Genomic DNA, 17,987 nt, shown 5'->3' on the forward strand with positions numbered 1-17,987 from the left:
TCAGTCCTCCTCTCCGCTTTGTGCATCAGCGAGGAGTTTTGTCTTTGCCTCGCGGAGCGCATTCCGTTCAGCAAGCACCTTCCGGATCCCGGATGGAGTGAGTTCCATTCCGCCCATAAGGCCTTTCGGACGCGACACCATTATGAGAATGACCGCTGCTCCATAGAACACAAGGCGCCAAATCTCGAAAGCCCTCAGCAATTCCGGCAGCGCAGTCAGCACCAGCGCGCCCAGCACCGATCCCGAAATAGAGCCCAGGCCGCCAAAAATTACAATAATAGTGAGCTCGGTGGATTTGGTGAGCGAGAACATCTTGGGCTGGATAAAAGTCATATAATGCGCGAAAAACACACCAGCCACGCCCGCATAGACAGCACTGATAATAAGCGAGATCATTTTGTAGCGAAACACATTGATACCCGCAATCTGCGCTGCGAGTTCTTCCTCGCGCACTGCAATCATATTTCGGCCATGCCGCGACTTGACGAGGTTCGCCAGGAACAGGATGGCGATCACGTCCGCAATCAGAATTACAAGAAAGGTGCTTCTCCCAGGAACACCCGGCCAGCCGCGCGCCCCGCCGAATCGATTCACATTGTTGAAAATGAGGCGAATTGCTTCACCAAAACCCAGGGTCGCGATGCAGAAATAGTCGCCCTTAAGATTCAGGCTTATTCTCCCTATGAAGTAGCTCACAATGCCGGCCGCAGCCCCGCCTCCCACAATCGCCAGAATAAAGGGCAACCCCAGCCCCGCAGGCGTCGATGCAGGAGAGGCGCTAATCCAGGCACCGACATACGCGCCAATCGCCATAAATCCCGCATGCCCGAAAGAAAAAAGCCCGGTAAATCCTGTGAGGAGGCTCAAACCCAGCACCGCAATCATGTTGATGCCGGCGAGCATCAAAATGCCTTGAATATATGTCCAGCTCATGCCCGCCCCCTATGCCTTGTCCTCGGTCACTTTTCCCATGATGCCCGTTGGCCGCAAAACGAGCACTGCAATCAGAATCACAAAGGCGATGAGGTCTCTGAATTGCGACGACAGATAGCCAGCAACGAATGTCTCGATTGTACCAAGAATTACCGAACCAAGCACCGCGCCCGGCAAGCTCCCCAAGCCCCCAAATACAGCCGCAATGAACGACTTCGTGGTGATATTCCCTATTTGCGGATAGACGGTGTACTTCATCCCGAAAAATACGCCCGCGACACCAGCTAAAAAGCCCCCAAGCCCGAACACCGTGAGAATCACCCTGTCAGTGTTGACCCCCATGAGCGCGCATGCTTTCACATTGTACGATGCAGCCTGAATCGCTTTGCCGATCTTTGTCTTTTCGATAAAAAGAATCAGCAGCGTAAGGCACACCGCTGATATAGCGAAAATGATGAGATCGAGCCGCCCTATTGCAAGAGGGCCCAGGGTTATCGGTACTTTCGAGAATACTTCAGGGTAAGTGCGAAAGGTTGGCCCGATGGTCGCTATGACAATGTTTTCGAGCAGAATAGATGCGCCCATCGCCGAAATGATAAAGTAAAGAAAAGGAGCTTTTCGCTCACGAAGCGGCTTGTATGCGATGCGCTCGACGATAATCGCAACGGCGAGCGTGCCGACAGATGCAAGCAGAAAGGCCACAACAAAGGGGAGCTTCAGCAGCGTCAGGCTGAAAAAGCCGAAGTACGCCCCCAGCATGATTACGCCGCCATGCGCGAAGTTCGAAAAATTCATGATCGAGTAGACCAGCGAATATCCAACCGCCATAAGAGCATACACAGATCCGATCGAAAGCCCGTTGATCAATTGCTGGAGGAATTGGACCATAGCCCTTCCTTTGCACTGGAATGCATAAACATGCGAACATTATTGAAATGGCAGAAAAAAGGCAACCAGCGCTGCCGCTGGTTGCCTAGTTGTTCAGTCGTTATTGGGCTGCGTATTTTTCCTGGAAAACGTATTGCCCATCGACGATCTTTATGATCGCGGCATCCTTGCCTTCGGGGTTGTGGGTTTCGGGGCTGATGTGGATTCGGCCCGTAATGCCCTGCACATCGATGCCTTCAAAAGCTTTGGCCAATGCTTCGCCATTCACCTTGCCGGCTTTCTTCAAGCCTTCCACGAGGAGCAGGACTGCATCATGCGCCAAAAAGCCATTCAGCTCGGTCTCTTTTCCGTATTTTGCTTTGTATCGGGTTTTGAAATCCTGTACTGCGGGATCGGCATAATCGAGGTGGTTGACAAAATAGCTACCCTCGACTGCCTTGCCGCCCATCGAAATAAGCTGATCCGAAGGCCAGCCATCGCCGCCCATCAAGACCTGCTTGATGCCAAGGTCTCGTGCCTGGTTGGCGGAGAGTGCTACTTCCTTGAAGAAATACGGCATGAAGATGACATCAGGATTGGCAGCCTTGATTTTGGAAAGCTGCGGCCGGAAATCGACATCGCCGGAATTGAAGGATTCGTCAGCGACAATTTTGCCGCCCTTCTTCTCGAAATTCAGCTTGAAGAATTCGCGCAAGCCCTGAGAATAGTCATCGCCCACGTCATAGAGTAGTGCCGCAGTACGTGCGCCCAGCCTATCGTAGGCAAAGCCTGCAGCGACCGCGCCCTGGTACGGATCGATAAAGCAGACACGGAAGTTATACGGTTTGACTTTCCCGTCCTGCACGGTGACTTTTGGGTTTGTAGCAACCGTGGCGATATCGGGCACTTTTGCCTTTTCGAGTATCGGTGCCATGGGAATGGCATTGCCGGATGAGTTCGGACCGATAATGGCGACGACTTTGTCTTGGCCAGTAAGGCGCTTTGTTACATTTACCGCTTCCTGCGGATCGCCCTTATTGTCATAGCCGATTACCTCAAGCTTGTATTTCTTGCCTCCGACATCGATGCCGCCCGCCGCATTATATTCCTCGAACAGCATTTTCACGGTGTTCAGCTCATTTTCTCCCCACACCGCCTGATCACCGGTAAGCGCTCCAAGCCAGCCCACTTTGATGACATCGGATTTTCCGCCACTGCTGCAGCCTGCCAGCACAAGGGCGATAGCCAGCGCTGCAAACAATAATTTCTTCATGCTCAAGTTCCTCCTTGGAAGAGCGATAAAATTCTATTCATTATAGCCGGCACTTGGTGATATCACAAGCCTGATTTTTGCATATCGAGCGATGGCTTGTGGATGACAGGCATGCATGCAGTGACTATTCTTTCTCGAACGGCACGCCGAGCGCCGCAGGGGGTGTGGCGTTCATAGCGCGCAGGACTTTAGCAATGTCGCGCCGCACATTCTCAGGCAAGCGCGCGAGGCTGCGCTCCACCCATTCCGCATTGCCGATGTTGACAAAAAGCAACGTAAGGATCATGAGGGGAAAGGGTGCCACTTGGAGCACTTGCGAGGGTACTGAGGGAAGGCTCGGCTGCAGCACAAGGCCCAGCCACTGCAGGAACGCAAAGAGGTATGCTCCGAATGCTGCCCGGAAGGGCTTCCAGCCGCCAAAAATCGTTATGGAGAGGACAATCCAGCCAATGCCGTCAAGGCCTGAAATCGTGCCTTTCCAGCCCGCCTTTACCGATAGAGAATAAATCGGGCCGGCAAGACCCGCAATTGCGCCGCCAAGTACCGCGTAGAGATACCTCAGACGGTTTACATTGGCGCCGCGCACGAAGGCCGCCGCGGGCCGCTCGCCGATGCCTCGCAGAGTCAGACCCGGCCTGGTTTTGAATATAAAAAACCATGCAAGAATGACGAGGATAAACGAAAGATACGTCATCATGTCCTGCCGGAAAAGAATTGTGCCAAGCACAGGTATCTGCTCGAGTCCAGGAATGGGGAGCTGGGAGATGCGCGGGCCCACCTGACCCATGATTGGGCTGCCAAGAAAGTAGGAAAGGTCTCGGCAGAGCAAGGCAAGCACAAAACCGACCGCTACCTGGGACTGAAGCAGTGTCAGGCTGGCAAAGACGACCACAAGAGATACGAGCGCGCCGATCAGAGCTCCTGCAAGAAAACCGAGCACCACGCTTCCTGTCGAAAGCGCTACAGCAAAGCTCCCCATCGCGGAAAGAAGGATCATGCCGTTCATCGAGAGGTTGAGCACACCTGCTCGTTCGGATATGGTCTCGCCGATTACGGCAAAAAGGACAGGAGCGGCAGAAGCGAGTACACCGCCAAGACTCACAAAAAGCGCAGAATTATTCATGATTTCACCTTCGTTTTCTTGAGAATCCGGGAGCGCACTCCCTGGCCGAGAACGACAAAGAGCACCAGGGTCCCCTGGAGGACGCCAGCGAGCGAGGAGTCCAGCTTGAGAACAATCGGCAGCTGGATCGATCCTACATTGAGCGCAGCAAAGAACAATGCCACCGGTGCGGCAAGGCTTGCCCGGTAGCCGACCAGCATGGCCACCATGAGCCCCAGATAGCCATATCCAGAGGAAATCGAAGGAATGAGGCGATGATAGACCGCTGTCACTTGCACCGCTCCCGCAACGCCGGCAAAAATGCCACAGACCGCAAACGAGGACATCATGTACTGCCAGGTCGGAATACCGAGAATGTGCGCGGATCGCGCGTTCTTGCCCACAGCCTTGAGCCTGAGACCGAAATAGGTGCCTTCGATCATCGCGTACACCACGAGAATGCCGACAATCGCCATCACCAGCGTTGCTGGCGTAAGCCTTGAGGAACCTTGGGCAATTGGCATCCAGAGGGAACGGTCAAAAGGAATTGTCCCGGACATGGAGGCAACTCCTGGCCTTTTCCACGGACCGAAAATGAGCCAGATATTGAGGGCTGTCGCCACAAAATTGAGGCCAAGGCCGCCAAATATCTCGTTCACCCCGCCAAAAGTCTTGAGTGCGCCTGCCAGCATGGCCCACAGCGCACCGCCGAGCATGCCTGCAAGAACCGCAAGCATCAGAATGAGTGTGGGATTCCATCCTGAGTGTTCCAGGAGGCGCATTGCCCATGTGGTAAAAATGGCCCCCAGCGTAATCTGCCCCTCAATTCCGATGTTCCACAGCCCCACCGTGAAGGTGACAAGAAGCCCCGATGTGGCGAGCAGCAGCGGCACCCACGATACAAATACGTTCGTCACCACATCCCAGGAGCCGAGCGCACCGAGCGTAATATATTTGTAGGCGGCAAACGGCTGCGCTTTTGCCAGAAACAGCACGCCGGTTGTTACGATGAGCGCAAAGAGAATCGCACCCACCTTGAAAAGAAGGCGGGTTGCACGGCTGTCACGCATGGGCTGCCTCCGTTTCGAGCGTTTCCCAGTCCTTGCCGCCGATAAGCCGGCCCAGTCGCTCCACGCTCAGCGTGCTCGCCTCCAGCGGCGGGCTCACGCGCCCTGCAAAAAACACCAGCACACGATCGCTGTACTTAAGAATTTCGTCGAGATCGGCCGAGATGAAAATGATGGAAGTCCCCCGGGCGCAGCGCTCCTTAAGCTTGTTCCAGATATAGATTGTCGATTCAATATCGAGGCCCCGCGTCGGGTGTTCGACCAGAATGAGCTTCAAAGGATCGCGCATGAGCGCGAGAAGTGCCCGCTGTTGGTTGCCTCCCGAAAGAGATTCCACCGTGCTGTCAGGCCTTCCTTTAATATTGAACACCTGAATTCGGCTTTTTGCGAGCGCTTCAGCCTTCTTGCGGTCGATAAAAAGGCCTTTCATTCCTTCGGAGAGAATGAAGTGCTCAGTCAGCGTGAGGCCGGGGACAAGCGCCTGCTCAAGCCGCGCTGCAGGCAGGTAGGCCACGCCATGCTTTCGGAATTCGTGATAGGTCCGCCCTGTCATATCCTTTTCGTCTTCGTCGAGACAGAAGGAACCTCCGACGGGCTGCGCGAGCCCGGCACACGCACCAAGAAACAGCGTCTGCCCCGAACCTTCCATGCCCGCAAGGCCTATCACCTCGCCCGCGCGCACCTGCAGGTCTAGTCCTTTGATCTGTATCCTGATGCCTTCAAGGTCAACATGCTTTATATGCAGCACATTACTGCCGAACCGGAGCTGTGCCTTGGGTTCCAGCGCAATTTCCTTGCCAAACATCATTTCGACAAGAGCTCCGGTTGCAAAAGGCGGATCCACAGAGCCGACAAGCTTGCCCTGCCGCAGGACCGAAACCTTGTTGCAGAGCGCTTCGACGTCTTCGAGTTTGTGGGAAACAAAGAGAATGGTCATGCCTTCGGATGCAAGCTTCTTCAGCGTCGCAAACAGTTTTTCCTTCTGCGGAAGGCTGATGCCGGTTGTCGGTTCGTCGAGGATGAGTGCGCGTGCTCCTAGCCATAACAGGCGCAAGATTTCAAGCTGCTGGCGTTCGCCCACCGTGAGCGTGTCCACATACGATTCGGGGTCGATGGAAAAACCAAAGCGGGCTGCAAGCTCCCTGAATTCTCTGGTCGCGCTTTTGTGGTTTGGGATCAGGTTTCCCTTGCTCCCGAGAATGAAATCATCAATAACCTTGAGAGGCGGAAAATCAAGCGGATCCTGATGCAACATCCCGATGCCGTGCCGAATGGCGTCTGCCGGCGAGGCAATCCTGACTTTTTTGCCATCCAGCAGAATGTCGCCGGAGTCGGGGCTGTAGAAGCCGGACAGAATCTTCATGAGCGTGCTTTTCCCCGCGCCGTTCTCACCGAGGATACCATGGATGCTCGATGGAGGCACAGCGAAGGAAATATTGTCGTTCGCGCGCAGAGCGCCAAAACACTTGGTTATTCCACGCAACTCAATGTGCATCGCGACCTTCTTTCTGCCTCTTTCCATATGCGACGGAGGCGCGGAGAGTGCTTTTCGGCTTCTCCGCGCCTCCGTTTATGATGTACAAGAGGCGTGTTGTAGCTGCCTTACTTGGAGACCGACTGGCCTTCCATACCCTGCAGAAGCTGCGGGAGATACCAGATCTGCTGGTCGGTGGCTTTTTCTCCCTTTTTCAGGAAAACGCTCCCGTCTTGGTAATTCAAGGGGCCTGTCCACAGGTTGAGGCCTTTCCCTAGCTCGTCGATGAACTTGTCGATCGCTGCGGAAGCTTCTTTGGACAGAGTGCCTTTGTTGAAGCCCACAGCCGAAGTGTCAGGATTGTTGATATTCTTCCAGTCTGGGCCATTCCACTCAAAGTGGTTCTTCCAGGTTCCGTTCATTGCAGCCTTTGCCGCGTTGGCATAGGCGGGGCCCCAGTTGAAGTAGGGCACTCCGAGCGAAACGCCTTTGCCCTCATCGATAGCTTTGGAGTAATCGTAGGGGATTGCCCAAACCTGCTTGCCCTGGGCGGTGTATTTGGCAGCCTCGGCTACAGCTTCCGTCGTATCGATGCCAGAGATGACGACATCGAAACCGGAGTTAAAGAAATCATCGGCAACCTGTGTCGGATCCGAGGTGACGCCAGGGATATTGAACCAGAACCCAATCCAGGTGACCTTGAAAGTAAGCTTGGCGGGATCCTTCTTGAGATAGTTCACCCAGGCATAACGGGCACCAAGATATGCGGAAGCCGCGAGCCGGCGGGTTTCGTCATTGATAAGGGGGCCCAGAAAGCCGATCTTGCCGGTTTTGGTGGTCATGGCTGCGGCGACGCCGGCGACCATCTTCATGTACTCCATTCGGCCCATGATATTGATCATGTTCGGAAGCGGCTTGTAGTCCTTGCCTTCCTTCCACTGCTGGGAGCCTGAGGTGAGGATGACGAAAATGTCCTTGTGGTCCTGGGCGAACTTGATTGCCTCGTCGGTCATATCGTCCGAGCTGAATATCACGAGCTTTGCGCCCTGGGCGACAAGGCTCTCGCCGAGCTGGGATACCGTGGTTCCGGGGCGGTCCGCCGAATTCGCCTTGTCGATATACACAAGTTTGGTGCCGGGAACCTTTGCGAGAACATATTGCACACCATCATAATTAGCCTGGCTCCATCCATGGTCGTTGTAAGGGCCGACCATCACAAGTCCGATGGTGAGGTTGGGTCCAGCAGCAGGAGGTGCGCTCTGGGCAAAAGCGGCAGAACCCGCGACTATAGCAATTAGCATCAGCAAGAAAAACCTGGAAATGTTCCGCATTTTTCTTCTCCTTATCAATACTTTTCCGGCAACGCCGGACAGCTTGATTTTTTCATGAGGTTGCTGCGCTGTCAAGGTTGAAAGCGACCTTTGGCCCGTTTTTCGCGCGGGGAAGAGAGGGCGAGCGGGCAAGTTGATTTTGGTTGAATGGCTGGTTTCATCAAGGGCGAGCGCTGATGTCGCGCGCGAGAATGAGATAGGTGCTAGCTGTCCATGCAAACGCGCGATCTCGCAATGGTGCCCCTGTTATGGCATCGAAATTTTCGGCAAAGCCCGAAGTCTCGACGAGATCGAGAAACCGCGAGCCGATCTCCTTTGCAAGGTTATTTTCTCCGGAGCGGAAAAGCGCGTCGACCATGAGGAACGTCGATGGAGCCCAGATTGGGCCCAGCCAGTAACCATCACTGGAATAGTTCTGGCTCAATGTCGACTCCGTGGCGATGCCCCATTGTGTGATGTACCCTTCCTCTTCGAGCGACTTCAACAAGGATGTGCGGGTTGATTCTGTCAAGCGATTGCCAAGGAGAAGCTGCAGGTAGGGCAGCAATGACTCATTGGGAATTTCCTCGTGAGTGCCTGAAGCGACAAAGCCCATCCTGCCTCGGCGAGTGAGATGGGATGTCGCAAGGCGCAGAAAAGCCGTCGATTTTTCTCGCCAGGCGATGGCTTCTTTCGACCTTTCTAACTCGTCCGCAAGCACTGCAAGAGTATCCATCTGTAGGATGAGAAAGGTCGCAAGATCAGGCGCCTCTAAGGGCGGCCTAAATATAAAGGGAGAAGCGTTATCCCACCCTGAGTCGTTGCCATGATCGTATTGCGGTACGCCGTCGCCATCATAGTCCCTATATGAAAACCAGAAATCAGTCCAGCGTGCCAGATGTAAGTATGCTTCTTCCTTCATTGCCCTGTCGAGGCATCCGAGCTTGAGCATTCTGCCAATAGCCCAGCCATGGACAGGCGGTTTTGTGAAATTCTGCACCACGCGGCGGTCAAACACCGCGTCGGGGAGTGCGCCGAACTCGTCCTGGTGATCGAAAATCGTCATGATCTGGTTCCATGCCAAGGCTGGGTCGCCGGGGCAGAGCGCCAGAGCGGTAAAACAATGGTCCCAGCTCCAGATACCAGTAAGCCTGTCTTTGGTCGCGAGCACGGTCGGCCGGGTGATGGCGCCTTCAGGGTTTACTATGCAGGACCAAAGAATGTAGCGCGCAATATCCGCAGTCTCCGAAAAAGGCCCCTCTCCCCCGTGCCGAGCGGCAAATGCAAGAAAATCAGCCTCGACCGCGGCTGCCTCATCCTCGAAAGGTGGATGCAACCTCTTGGGAGTCAAGGCTTGCGCAAATTCTTCGATAACAATATCGAACTCGCCTGCAATATCGGGGTGCATTTCGAAACGCATGGGCTGGCTGCCTTGTGCCTGCCACGGAGCATCGACATGGAGCTTTCCGCGCAAGGGTGTCAACATGAGCCGCAAACCCGCACCCAGCATGTTGACAATCCAGCTGCCTTCGCCCCGCGGAATCGCGTACGAAAGCTCGGGGCCAGGGATGGACGAAAGCCTGAGCAAGGTCCCCCTGCCCCTGAATCGGACGGAGGAAGTGGTCGGTATACAGACATCGACAACCCCACTGCGCTCGCTTTTCGTCCCGCCTGGAAAGAGATGCATGATGCTTGGGCTAGCCTCCGCCCGTATTTCACGGCCGCCGTCCGCAGGCAGGTCGATCCTGAAAAGCTGCTGGTAGTCGCCGCGATCCCTGACAGTGCGCAGATAGAGGCCTTCGGGGACATGCCTTGTGGGGTCCGAGGCCTTTATCCACGAAATGGCAAGCCAGGAACCCCTGCGGCTGAACGGCAGGTCCATCACATCAAAATGGACTGTGCTCACCACGCTTTTAACCACGCTTATAGAAGGCGTCCTCGATGGCCTTCCTGTCCACCAGCGAAGTCGAATCGAACCTGATATCGGCTCCCACCAACTTCGTACCGATGCCGACCGAGAAAATGCCCGCGGCCCGTATCGCGTCGATGCCTGCCTGGGCGTCCTCGAACGCGACGCAATCCTTGAGCCTTGCGCCGGCCATCTCGGCCGCCCTGATAAAAATCTCGGGGTCGGGCTTGGGCATGCTGACAGCTGCTGCATCGACTATCCCGTCGAATGTGCCTTCGAGACCGAGCTGCTTGATTATTGCGGGAGCGTTGCGGCTGGCGGAGGCCAGGACAAGCATTCGACCATCGTTCTTGAGCGAGGCAAGAAGGTCCGCCATGCCCGGGAGGATATCGCTAGGACCCACATGCTCGACAAGTTCGCGGTAATAGCAGTTTTTGCGGTCCGCAAGCTCTGCGAGGCTTTCCGCATCGTACTCGGCAGCATGGTCGCCAAGGACAATGCAAAGAGACGCCATCCGCGAAACACCCTTCACCAACTCTCCAGTTTCGGGTCTGAAGGGAATGCCAAGTTCGTCCGCCAGCCGCATCCATGCGCGGGTGTGGAGCACCGCCGTATCGGCAATCACACCATCGAGGTCGAAAATCCATACGAGAGGCTTCGGGCGTTCGTCGATGCAAACAGGCGCGCCGCTTGCAAGATGATAGCGCTTGCCTTCATGCTCGATATCGATTTCAGTGCCCCATACTAGAGAATAGGTCGATGTTTCGGCCGTGTACTCGCAGGCGATCCTCGAGCCGCGCCAGCCAATCGAGAACGCAAGCCGCTTCCATGCAGGCGGCAGCATCGGCCTGAAGGACAGGCAGTCCCTGCCTTCGCGCATGCCTGCAAATCCATATACGACCGATATCCAGCTTCCGGCCATGGCTGCTATATGCACGCCGTCGCGTGAATTTCCATGGACATCGTCCAGGTCCATGCGGGCCGTCTTTGCGAAGTATTCATACGCTTTTCCGGTTTCCCCGCATTCAGCGGCCGCGACGCTTTGGATGCAGTGGGACAGCGAGGAATCGCCTGTGGTCAAAGGTTCATAGAAGCGGAAATTCCGCATCTTTTCGGCCAGGGAGAAGCGCTCGTGCCTGAGGAACATGGCGAGCACGGTGTCGGGCTGTTTGAGCACCTGCCTCCGGTAGATCATGAGGGGGTGGTAATGGAGCAGGAGAGGAAATTGCTCGCGCGGCGTTTCAGCCAGATTCCAAGCGGGCCTGTCCATGAATTGGTCGTCCTGCGGAACGATGCCGGTTTCTTTGTCGAAGGGGAGGTACATCATGTCAGCGGCTTTGCGCCATTCGCCGATTTCCGAAGGAGAAAGCCCGATGCGCTCCGCGAGGGCGCTGAATTCTTCAGGATGTTGATCCTGCAATTCGGTCGCCACTTTCCATGCATGCCGCAGGTTGAATTCGGCCATGAGGTTGGTATACGCGTTGTTGTCCACGAGGGCGGTGTACTCGTCAGGCCCTGTGACGCAGGGGATGCAGAATTTTTTCTCCTTGCGCGGATTGAAAAATCCGAGGCCCATCCACAGCCGCGCCGTTTCGAACAGGAGTTCAGCTCCTCCTTCCAAGAGGATGCCCCTCTCGCCTGTCGCTTCCACATAGCGCATGAGTGCGTAGGCAATATCCGCATCGATATGGAACTGGGCGGTACCTGCAGGATAGTAGGCGCTCGTTTCTTCGCCGTCGATGGTTCTCCAGGGGAAGAGTACTCCCGGCAGAGACAGCTCGCGGGCGCGCTCTCGCGCCTTCCCGAGGATACCTATCCGGTAGCGCACGAGCGACCGGGCTATAGCAGGAGCTTCATAGTCAAAAAACGGCAGGGCATATATTTCGGTGTCCCAGAAATAATGGCCCTCGTAGCCTTCGCCGGAGAGACCTTTCGCGGCTATGCTTGTTCTGCCGTCCCGGCCTGCGGACTGCAGGAGGTGGAAGATATTGAAGCGCAGGCCTTCCTCCATTTTTGGGTCGCCCTGTATCTGTATGTCTGCCCCAGCCCAGAATGTACGCAGATAGTCAGCCTGCAGCGCGGCAATTTCGTCGTAGCCGCGATTTGCCGCATCTTCGGCCGCGGCGCGGGCCTCATCGGCAAGCCGCTTTATCGCATCCGCCGAGCCGTTGACCACCGCGACGAACTTGTCGAGGCGGAAGCGCTCACCACCTGCACAATCCGCACAATACGATGAAAAAAGTGTTTCCCCGCCCGCGGAATGCTCGGCCCGCAGAATGCTCGATCCAGAAAACGACACAACATGCCGCACCGCGACAGCCAGCCCCAGGCCGGAGCGCACGGTGGTGCCCGCAAGCAGAAGGGCTCCATCACGCGCTTCCACCTTGCACCATGAAATCGGATTTGCGTCGATGTGCGAGCCAACCCTGGGGTCCCCTGCTTCTGCCGGCCGGTTCCTTACACTGCCATCCAGGAATGACACAAGCTTGATGGAACACGCGGCATCAGGACTTACCTCGTACCGCATGGCTGCGATTTCCGCCTTCTCGAAGGACGCAAGCCTCTCGCTGTTCACGCGGATAAGCACTCCCGAAGGGCTTTCCCACTCGAGCCTGCGTACGAGCTTCCCCGCATCGAGATCAAGACAGCGCTCATAGGTTTTCAGCCCCGAAGAAAAATCCAGTGGCAAGCCATCGACTTCGAGCTCGATGGAAGCAGCATCAATCACGTTGAGGATGGTCTGGTGGTTCCTTGCATAGCCATACGCCCATTCGCCGTACTGAATGGGCTTTTTTTCAAAGAATCCGTTGATAAACGTCCCACGGTAGACAGAATGGCGCCGTTCTTCATCGGAACCGCGGATTCCGAAATGTCCGTTTCCCACCATGAAGAGTGACTCATACAGCGCAGCCCTGGCGGGGTCGAAGCTTGTCTGGGCAATACATCTAGCCATGTGTCAGACCTTTCTGCAGGATTGCCTGATGGTGAGGTTTGTCGGCAGAAGCCGCAGTCCCCGATGGACCGGGGCACCCCGAATGAGGCGCAGAAGCGTTTCTGCCGCAGTTCTGCCTATGCCTTCCGCCGGCAGGGTTACAGTGGTCAGCGGCGGATTGGCGTAGAGCGACAGATAATCATCGTCGAAACCCACGACAGAAATATCGTCCGGAATGGCGAGGCCCGCGTCTTCCACCGCCCGCATGATGCCGTACGCGACCACATCGTTTGTGCCGAAAATCGCGGTGAGCGGCTGTTTCGAGGAAAGGAGGTCCCGGGCAGCTTCGTATCCCGATTCCTCGGTGAAATTGGCAAAACGTATGTTGGAATCGCACATCTCCACGCCATTGCGGCGCATTTCCCCGCAGAAACCCGCCAGCCTTGCCCTGACCGCAAAAAAGGTCTCCGGAGCATGCGCGATGACACCGATATTGCGATGGCCGAGCGACAGCAGGTAGCGGGCAACGCCAGCCGCGGCCTCGCTGTTGTCGATATCGATCTGGATGAGTCCTTTGTCGGGTAGCGCTCCAATGATCACGAAAGGAAGATTCGAGGCTTCTAGTTCCGCGATGCCCGGATCATCGGCATGGGTGTTGAGGAGAATTGCGCCATCGAAGCTGCCTTTTCTTGCTGTTTCGAGATAATCATGGCGCGACACCCGGAAATGCAGAACCCGCAGGTCATAGCGTTCCTTGTGGATCGGCCGGCTCATGCCCTCGATGAGCCGCATGATATAGGCATCCGAAAATGCCGACTCTGAGTGGCAGACTATGAGGCAGATCGAGCCATCGCGGCTTGTGGCAGTCTCGACCGCCGACATGTCCGGCATATAGCCGAATTCCTTTGCTGCCACGATGACGCGCTGGCGTGTCTCTTCGCTTATGCTCTTGCCCCTCGTATTGTTCAGCACAAAGGAAACCGTTGTCCGGGAAACGCCGGCAATTCTTGCTATTTCTTCCTGAGATATGGATTTGCGCTTTCTGTTGCCCATTTGCTGGCTCGTCCTTTCCGTGTTAGCCTTTGACCGATCCTGCGAGTATTCCTCGTACAAAATATTTCTGGAGGGTAAAGAAAACAAGCATCGGCAAAAGCATTGAGATGAAAGCTGCCGCGGTAAGGTATTCCCACCCTCCACCATATGAATTTACCATATTGCTCATGGTCACTGTCATTGGCGCAACCGCCTGTGTTCCACCTAGATAGATGAGTGCGATCAGAAGATCGTTCCATACCCACATGAACTGGAATATGGCAAGCGAGGCGATTGCAGGTACTGACATGGGGATGATGAGCCTGAAGAAAATCTGCGGATGTGTCGCACCGTCAAGATATGCTGATTCCAGCACGGAGCCGGGCAGGTCCTGCATGAAGTTGCGCAGCAGATAAATGGCAAAGGGCAAACCATAGCCCGTATGAGCCAGCCATATTGCGACAAAGCTCCCGGTCATGCCGAGCGCATTGAACAGCTTGAGTACCGGAATAAGGGTCAGCTGGAGCGGCACGACCAGAAGGCCGATGATCACCAGGAAAATCGTCTCCTTGAATGGAAAGCGCATCCAGGCGAAGGCATAGGCCGCGAACGCCGCGATCAAAATGGGCATGACCGTGGAGGGAATGGCAATGATAAGGCTGTTGATGAACGAAATGCCCATATGTCCTCGTGTCAGCACATATGCGTAGTTCGACAACGTGAACTTGAAAGGCGGCAGCAATGCCGTCCACCATCCCGTGGTCGAAATGAGATTGCGCGGTCTGAATGACGAAACCAGAAGCCCCAGCGAGGGAACAAGCCATCCAGCACAGATGACAATCAGGATAAGGTGCAGAATGAAGCGGGACAATGGACGCTTGGAGGAAGTATGTTTATGCATTGGCTCCTCCCTGCCTGAAACGCTTGATATTCATGATCATGACGGGGATTATCGCTACAAGCAGAATGACGGCGATAGCGCTTGCTCTTCCATAGTTGTGGTAGTTGAACATTTCCTTGTACATGCGGTTTGCGATGACTTCCGTGTTGAGATTGCCATTGGTCATCACATAGACAATGTCGAATATCTTCAGCACGTCGATGATGAGGGTGGTTGCGACAACAGTAATGGTGGGCGCAAGGAGCGGCATCGTGACGAACCGGAATATCTGGAATTCATTGGCTCCGTCGATCCTGGCGGCTTCCAGCACATCCGTCGGAATGCCCTTGATGCCCGCCGACAGAATGACCATGGCAAAACCTGTCCACATCCATATGCCGACAACAATGAGGGCAATATTGTTGGTGGCTGTATTGAAAAGCCAGGCCTGCGGCTGGTAACCCGGGATGACCGCAGAGAGGACGGCGTTGACCGTTCCAATCTGCGGCGCTCCGGCAGGCTGGAAATCATACATGAATTTCCAGATGATGCCCGCCGCGACAAAGGAAATTGCCATCGGCAGGAACACGATCGATTTCGCGACCGCTTCATATTTGACCCTGTCGGCGAGCAGCGCGATGAGCAGTCCAAAGGTCAGTGTCACCAGCGTGAACAGCACGAGCCACAACAGGTTGTTGCGCAGCACGAGGAGCATGTTCCGGTCCGTGAAGACATATTTGTAGTTCGCAAGCCCCACATAGCCCCTCGATGCCGCATCCTTCAGGCTCAGGATGATTGTCGTGATGATCGGGTAGACGAGGAATACCACCAGCAGGACAACCGCAGGCGCAATCCAGAAAATCGCCCGCACAGACGAGCTTCTTTTGTGCGCAGCACTGCCCAGCAGCCGCTCGGAGAGGGTTATGTAGCCGACAAGCAGAAGCGGTACGCCTAGAACCGCCATAGCGAGCATCAGAATCGTCTGTGAATTCATGTTCCCTCCCTGGGCAATATTGAAACGTTCTCCTGCGGGCAAGGCCGCGCAGGAGAACGCAATTACGGAATCAAAAGGCCGGGATCAGTTCTTGTATGCATCTTTGCGGACTTTCTCGAGGTTCGCAAGGATGGAGTCCAGGTCGGAAGGCTTGTTCACATAACTCACGACTGCTGACCAGAATGCATTGTTCATTTCTGGCTTCATCATGTCGGAAGCATCGAATACCACAATTTCGGTATCGTTGAGCAAGGAAGCCGCTCTTTTGGTGAGCGCATCGGGGTAGAATGTGAGGGCTACATTCCTGTTGGTGCCGAGGCCGCCCGTGCCCGCCGCCCAGAATGCCTGGGCTTCCGCGCTGGCGATGTAGTTCATGAACTCTTTCACTTCAGGCGTGGACCTGAATGCCACGAAGAGGTCCGCAGCCACCTCCATCGCCTTCGAGTACTTGGTATTTATGGAAGGGAATCCTACAAAGTTGAAATCGGTGACCGGTTTGGCGTTCGGGAACTGGTTCATGATAAAGCTCTGGATGAAGCTTGCCTGCATATGGAAATAGGCTTGCGGGGGTTCCTGGAAGAGCGGCGCGGCGGCGTTGCCGAAATTGGTCGAGTTGATATAGGCTGCTCCGCCATAGGCCATCTTGGGATCGGCCACAATCTGTCCGAAGGTCTGCCAGGCTTTTTTCATCTCGGGGCTGGTCCAGGAAACCTTGCCCTCATACCAGTCCTTGTACATCTGAGGCCCGTTCTGCCTGAGGAATATGTTCTCGATCCAGTCGGTCCCTACCCAGCCGGAAGCCGAGCCGCTTTCGATACCAACCGCCCATGGTGTCTTGCCCATGGCCTGGATTTTTGCGCTTGCGGCCAGCATGTCATCCCATGTCCAGCCGTTCTTCGGCTCTTCGAGTCCGGCAGCCTTCATCGCTTTCGGGTTGTACCAGACGAGCCCTTTGACGGCGGCTTTCATAAAAATGCCGTAGAGCTTGCCATTGACGCTGCCCAGATCCTTCCAGCCCTGCGCATAGTTCTTTGAAAACGCGTTCATGTCCAGGATTTTGGAAAGGTCGGCAAGCTTGCCCTTGTTCGCGAGCTCAATCATCTTCCCTGGCCCGGTGAGACCAGCCACATCAGGCGGGTTTCCGGCTTCGACACGCGTAGTAATGACCGCGTCGAGATCGCGCGTCCCTTCGAAATCGACCTGGATGCCAGTTTTGTCGGTAAAGGCCTTGCACATGGCATTGAAGACGTCCAGTTCCTGTCCGCCCCAGACGCCGAGTACCGTGATTTTCTTTGCGGGCGCTGCGAAGAGCATCGCGCCGCAAAGCATCAATACAGCGACAATAGCCAGGTTTTTTTTCATTGAAAAACCTCCTTCGAGAATTGAATAGCGTTACTAACACGCTTTAGTTACATCATAAACCCACTTTTCAATTCTGGCAAGTTATTTTTGAAGGAGGCACAAGGCGTTTATAGTGTCACGAACCCTGCATATGAATTTGAAGTGAAGGCCTCTTTCCTTGCGTCTATAAAGAGAGGAGGTCTTCATGCATCATTTTCATTTTTGCCCAAACCCGGCTTGTGCGTATCACCAGCACGCACCGAAAGAACGCTGGTTCGTCGCCGCAGGGTTCTATGTAACCAAAACCTTCGGCAAGGTCCACCGCTTCCGCTGCAGCTTCTGCGGCAAGTACTTCTCTACCCAGACCTTCAGCCTCGATTACTTCGCCAAGCGCAAACTCGCCTATCCCCAGATCGAAACCCTGCTCAGCTCTTCCATGAGCATTCGCGCACTCTCACGATTCTTCTCTGCTTCGTGCGGCACCATCCAGAACCGTATCGACCGACTCGCCCGTCAAGCCATCGCACTCCAGAGCCTGCTCCGTCCCCATGCCAATCCCCACGAATCCGTCTGCATCGATGGCTTTGTCTCCTTCGATGTCTCTCAGTACTTCCCCAACAACATCACCCTCGCCGTCACCGCCGATTCTCAATTCTTCCTTGCCGCGACCCATGCCACCCTGCGCCGTTCCGGCAACACCACCAAGGCTCAAAAGCATAGAATGTCCCTGCTCTATCGTGCGTGTACCTTTGAGCCTCGAAGCATCGAACGCTCATTCCGGGAGCTCCTCGATCGCCTTGCCCAGGAACGCATGCCCCAGCTTTGGCAGCCTCTCATCCTCATCACCGACGAAAAAAAGGAATATCGCAGAGC

General features: G+C 55.3%; 14 protein-coding genes. 1 reads left to right on the forward strand and 13 read right to left on the reverse strand.

What is annotated here, in order from left to right; genetic code table 11:
- The 13 genes from GAP13_RS04455 to GAP13_RS04515 form a co-directional block, all read right to left on the reverse strand.
- A complete protein-coding gene (locus GAP13_RS04455; protein WP_158906609.1) occupies positions 1-933 on the reverse strand; it encodes a branched-chain amino acid ABC transporter permease in 933 nt (310 codons plus the stop codon).
- A 9-nt stretch (positions 934-942) separates the two neighbouring features.
- On the reverse strand, positions 943-1,821 hold the full coding sequence (locus GAP13_RS04460) for a branched-chain amino acid ABC transporter permease (protein ID WP_158906611.1): 879 nt from the start codon (positions 1,819-1,821) through the stop codon (positions 943-945).
- Between the two features lie 100 nt (positions 1,822-1,921).
- Entirely contained in the window at positions 1,922-3,073 is a 1,152-nt protein-coding gene (locus GAP13_RS04465) for an ABC transporter substrate-binding protein (protein ID WP_158906613.1), read from the reverse strand.
- A 124-nt stretch (positions 3,074-3,197) separates the two neighbouring features.
- Positions 3,198-4,196, reverse strand: a complete 999-nt coding sequence (locus GAP13_RS04470) for an ABC transporter permease (protein WP_158906615.1) — start codon at positions 4,194-4,196, stop codon at positions 3,198-3,200.
- Entirely contained in the window at positions 4,193-5,245 is a 1,053-nt protein-coding gene (locus GAP13_RS04475) for an ABC transporter permease (protein WP_158906617.1), read from the reverse strand. Before GAP13_RS04475 ends, GAP13_RS04470 begins: the two co-directional genes overlap by 4 nt.
- Positions 5,238-6,737 (reverse strand): ABC transporter ATP-binding protein, encoded by a 1,500-nt coding sequence (locus tag GAP13_RS04480; protein ID WP_158906618.1) that lies wholly within the window; start codon positions 6,735-6,737, stop codon positions 5,238-5,240. Before GAP13_RS04480 ends, GAP13_RS04475 begins: the two co-directional genes overlap by 8 nt.
- Positions 6,738-6,844: 107 nt before the next feature.
- Positions 6,845-8,047 (reverse strand): BMP family lipoprotein, encoded by a 1,203-nt coding sequence (locus tag GAP13_RS04485; protein ID WP_158906619.1) that lies wholly within the window; start codon positions 8,045-8,047, stop codon positions 6,845-6,847.
- 160 nt (positions 8,048-8,207) lie between these two features.
- On the reverse strand, positions 8,208-9,908 hold the full coding sequence (locus GAP13_RS04490) for an amylo-alpha-1,6-glucosidase (protein ID WP_158906620.1): 1,701 nt from the start codon (positions 9,906-9,908) through the stop codon (positions 8,208-8,210).
- Between the two features lie 31 nt (positions 9,909-9,939).
- Positions 9,940-12,888, reverse strand: coding sequence for a beta-phosphoglucomutase (gene pgmB / locus GAP13_RS04495; RefSeq protein ID WP_158906622.1), 2,949 nt, complete (start codon positions 12,886-12,888; stop codon positions 9,940-9,942).
- Positions 12,889-12,891: 3 nt separating this feature from the next.
- Positions 12,892-13,920, reverse strand: a complete 1,029-nt coding sequence (locus tag GAP13_RS04500) for a LacI family DNA-binding transcriptional regulator (protein ID WP_158906624.1) — start codon at positions 13,918-13,920, stop codon at positions 12,892-12,894.
- A 22-nt stretch (positions 13,921-13,942) separates the two neighbouring features.
- A complete protein-coding gene (locus GAP13_RS04505; protein ID WP_158906626.1) occupies positions 13,943-14,800 on the reverse strand; it encodes a carbohydrate ABC transporter permease in 858 nt (285 codons plus the stop codon).
- Positions 14,793-15,773, reverse strand: a complete 981-nt coding sequence (locus GAP13_RS04510; RefSeq protein WP_158906628.1) for a carbohydrate ABC transporter permease — start codon at positions 15,771-15,773, stop codon at positions 14,793-14,795. The genes GAP13_RS04505 and GAP13_RS04510 overlap by 8 nt, the downstream gene beginning before the upstream one ends.
- 84 nt (positions 15,774-15,857) lie before the next feature.
- The gene (locus GAP13_RS04515; protein ID WP_158906630.1) at positions 15,858-17,135 is read right to left on the reverse strand and encodes an ABC transporter substrate-binding protein; all 1,278 of its coding nucleotides are present in this window, start codon (positions 17,133-17,135) and stop codon (positions 15,858-15,860) included.
- 184 nt (positions 17,136-17,319) lie between these two features.
- Here GAP13_RS04515 and GAP13_RS04520 point away from each other — a divergent pair.
- On the forward strand, positions 17,320-17,987 hold a 668-nt coding region (locus GAP13_RS04520), incomplete at its 3' end, for a hypothetical protein (protein WP_503473371.1).

The organism is Rectinema subterraneum (assembly GCA_009768935.1).
Lineage (GTDB): Bacteria > Spirochaetota > Spirochaetia > Treponematales > Rectinemataceae > Rectinema > Rectinema subterraneum.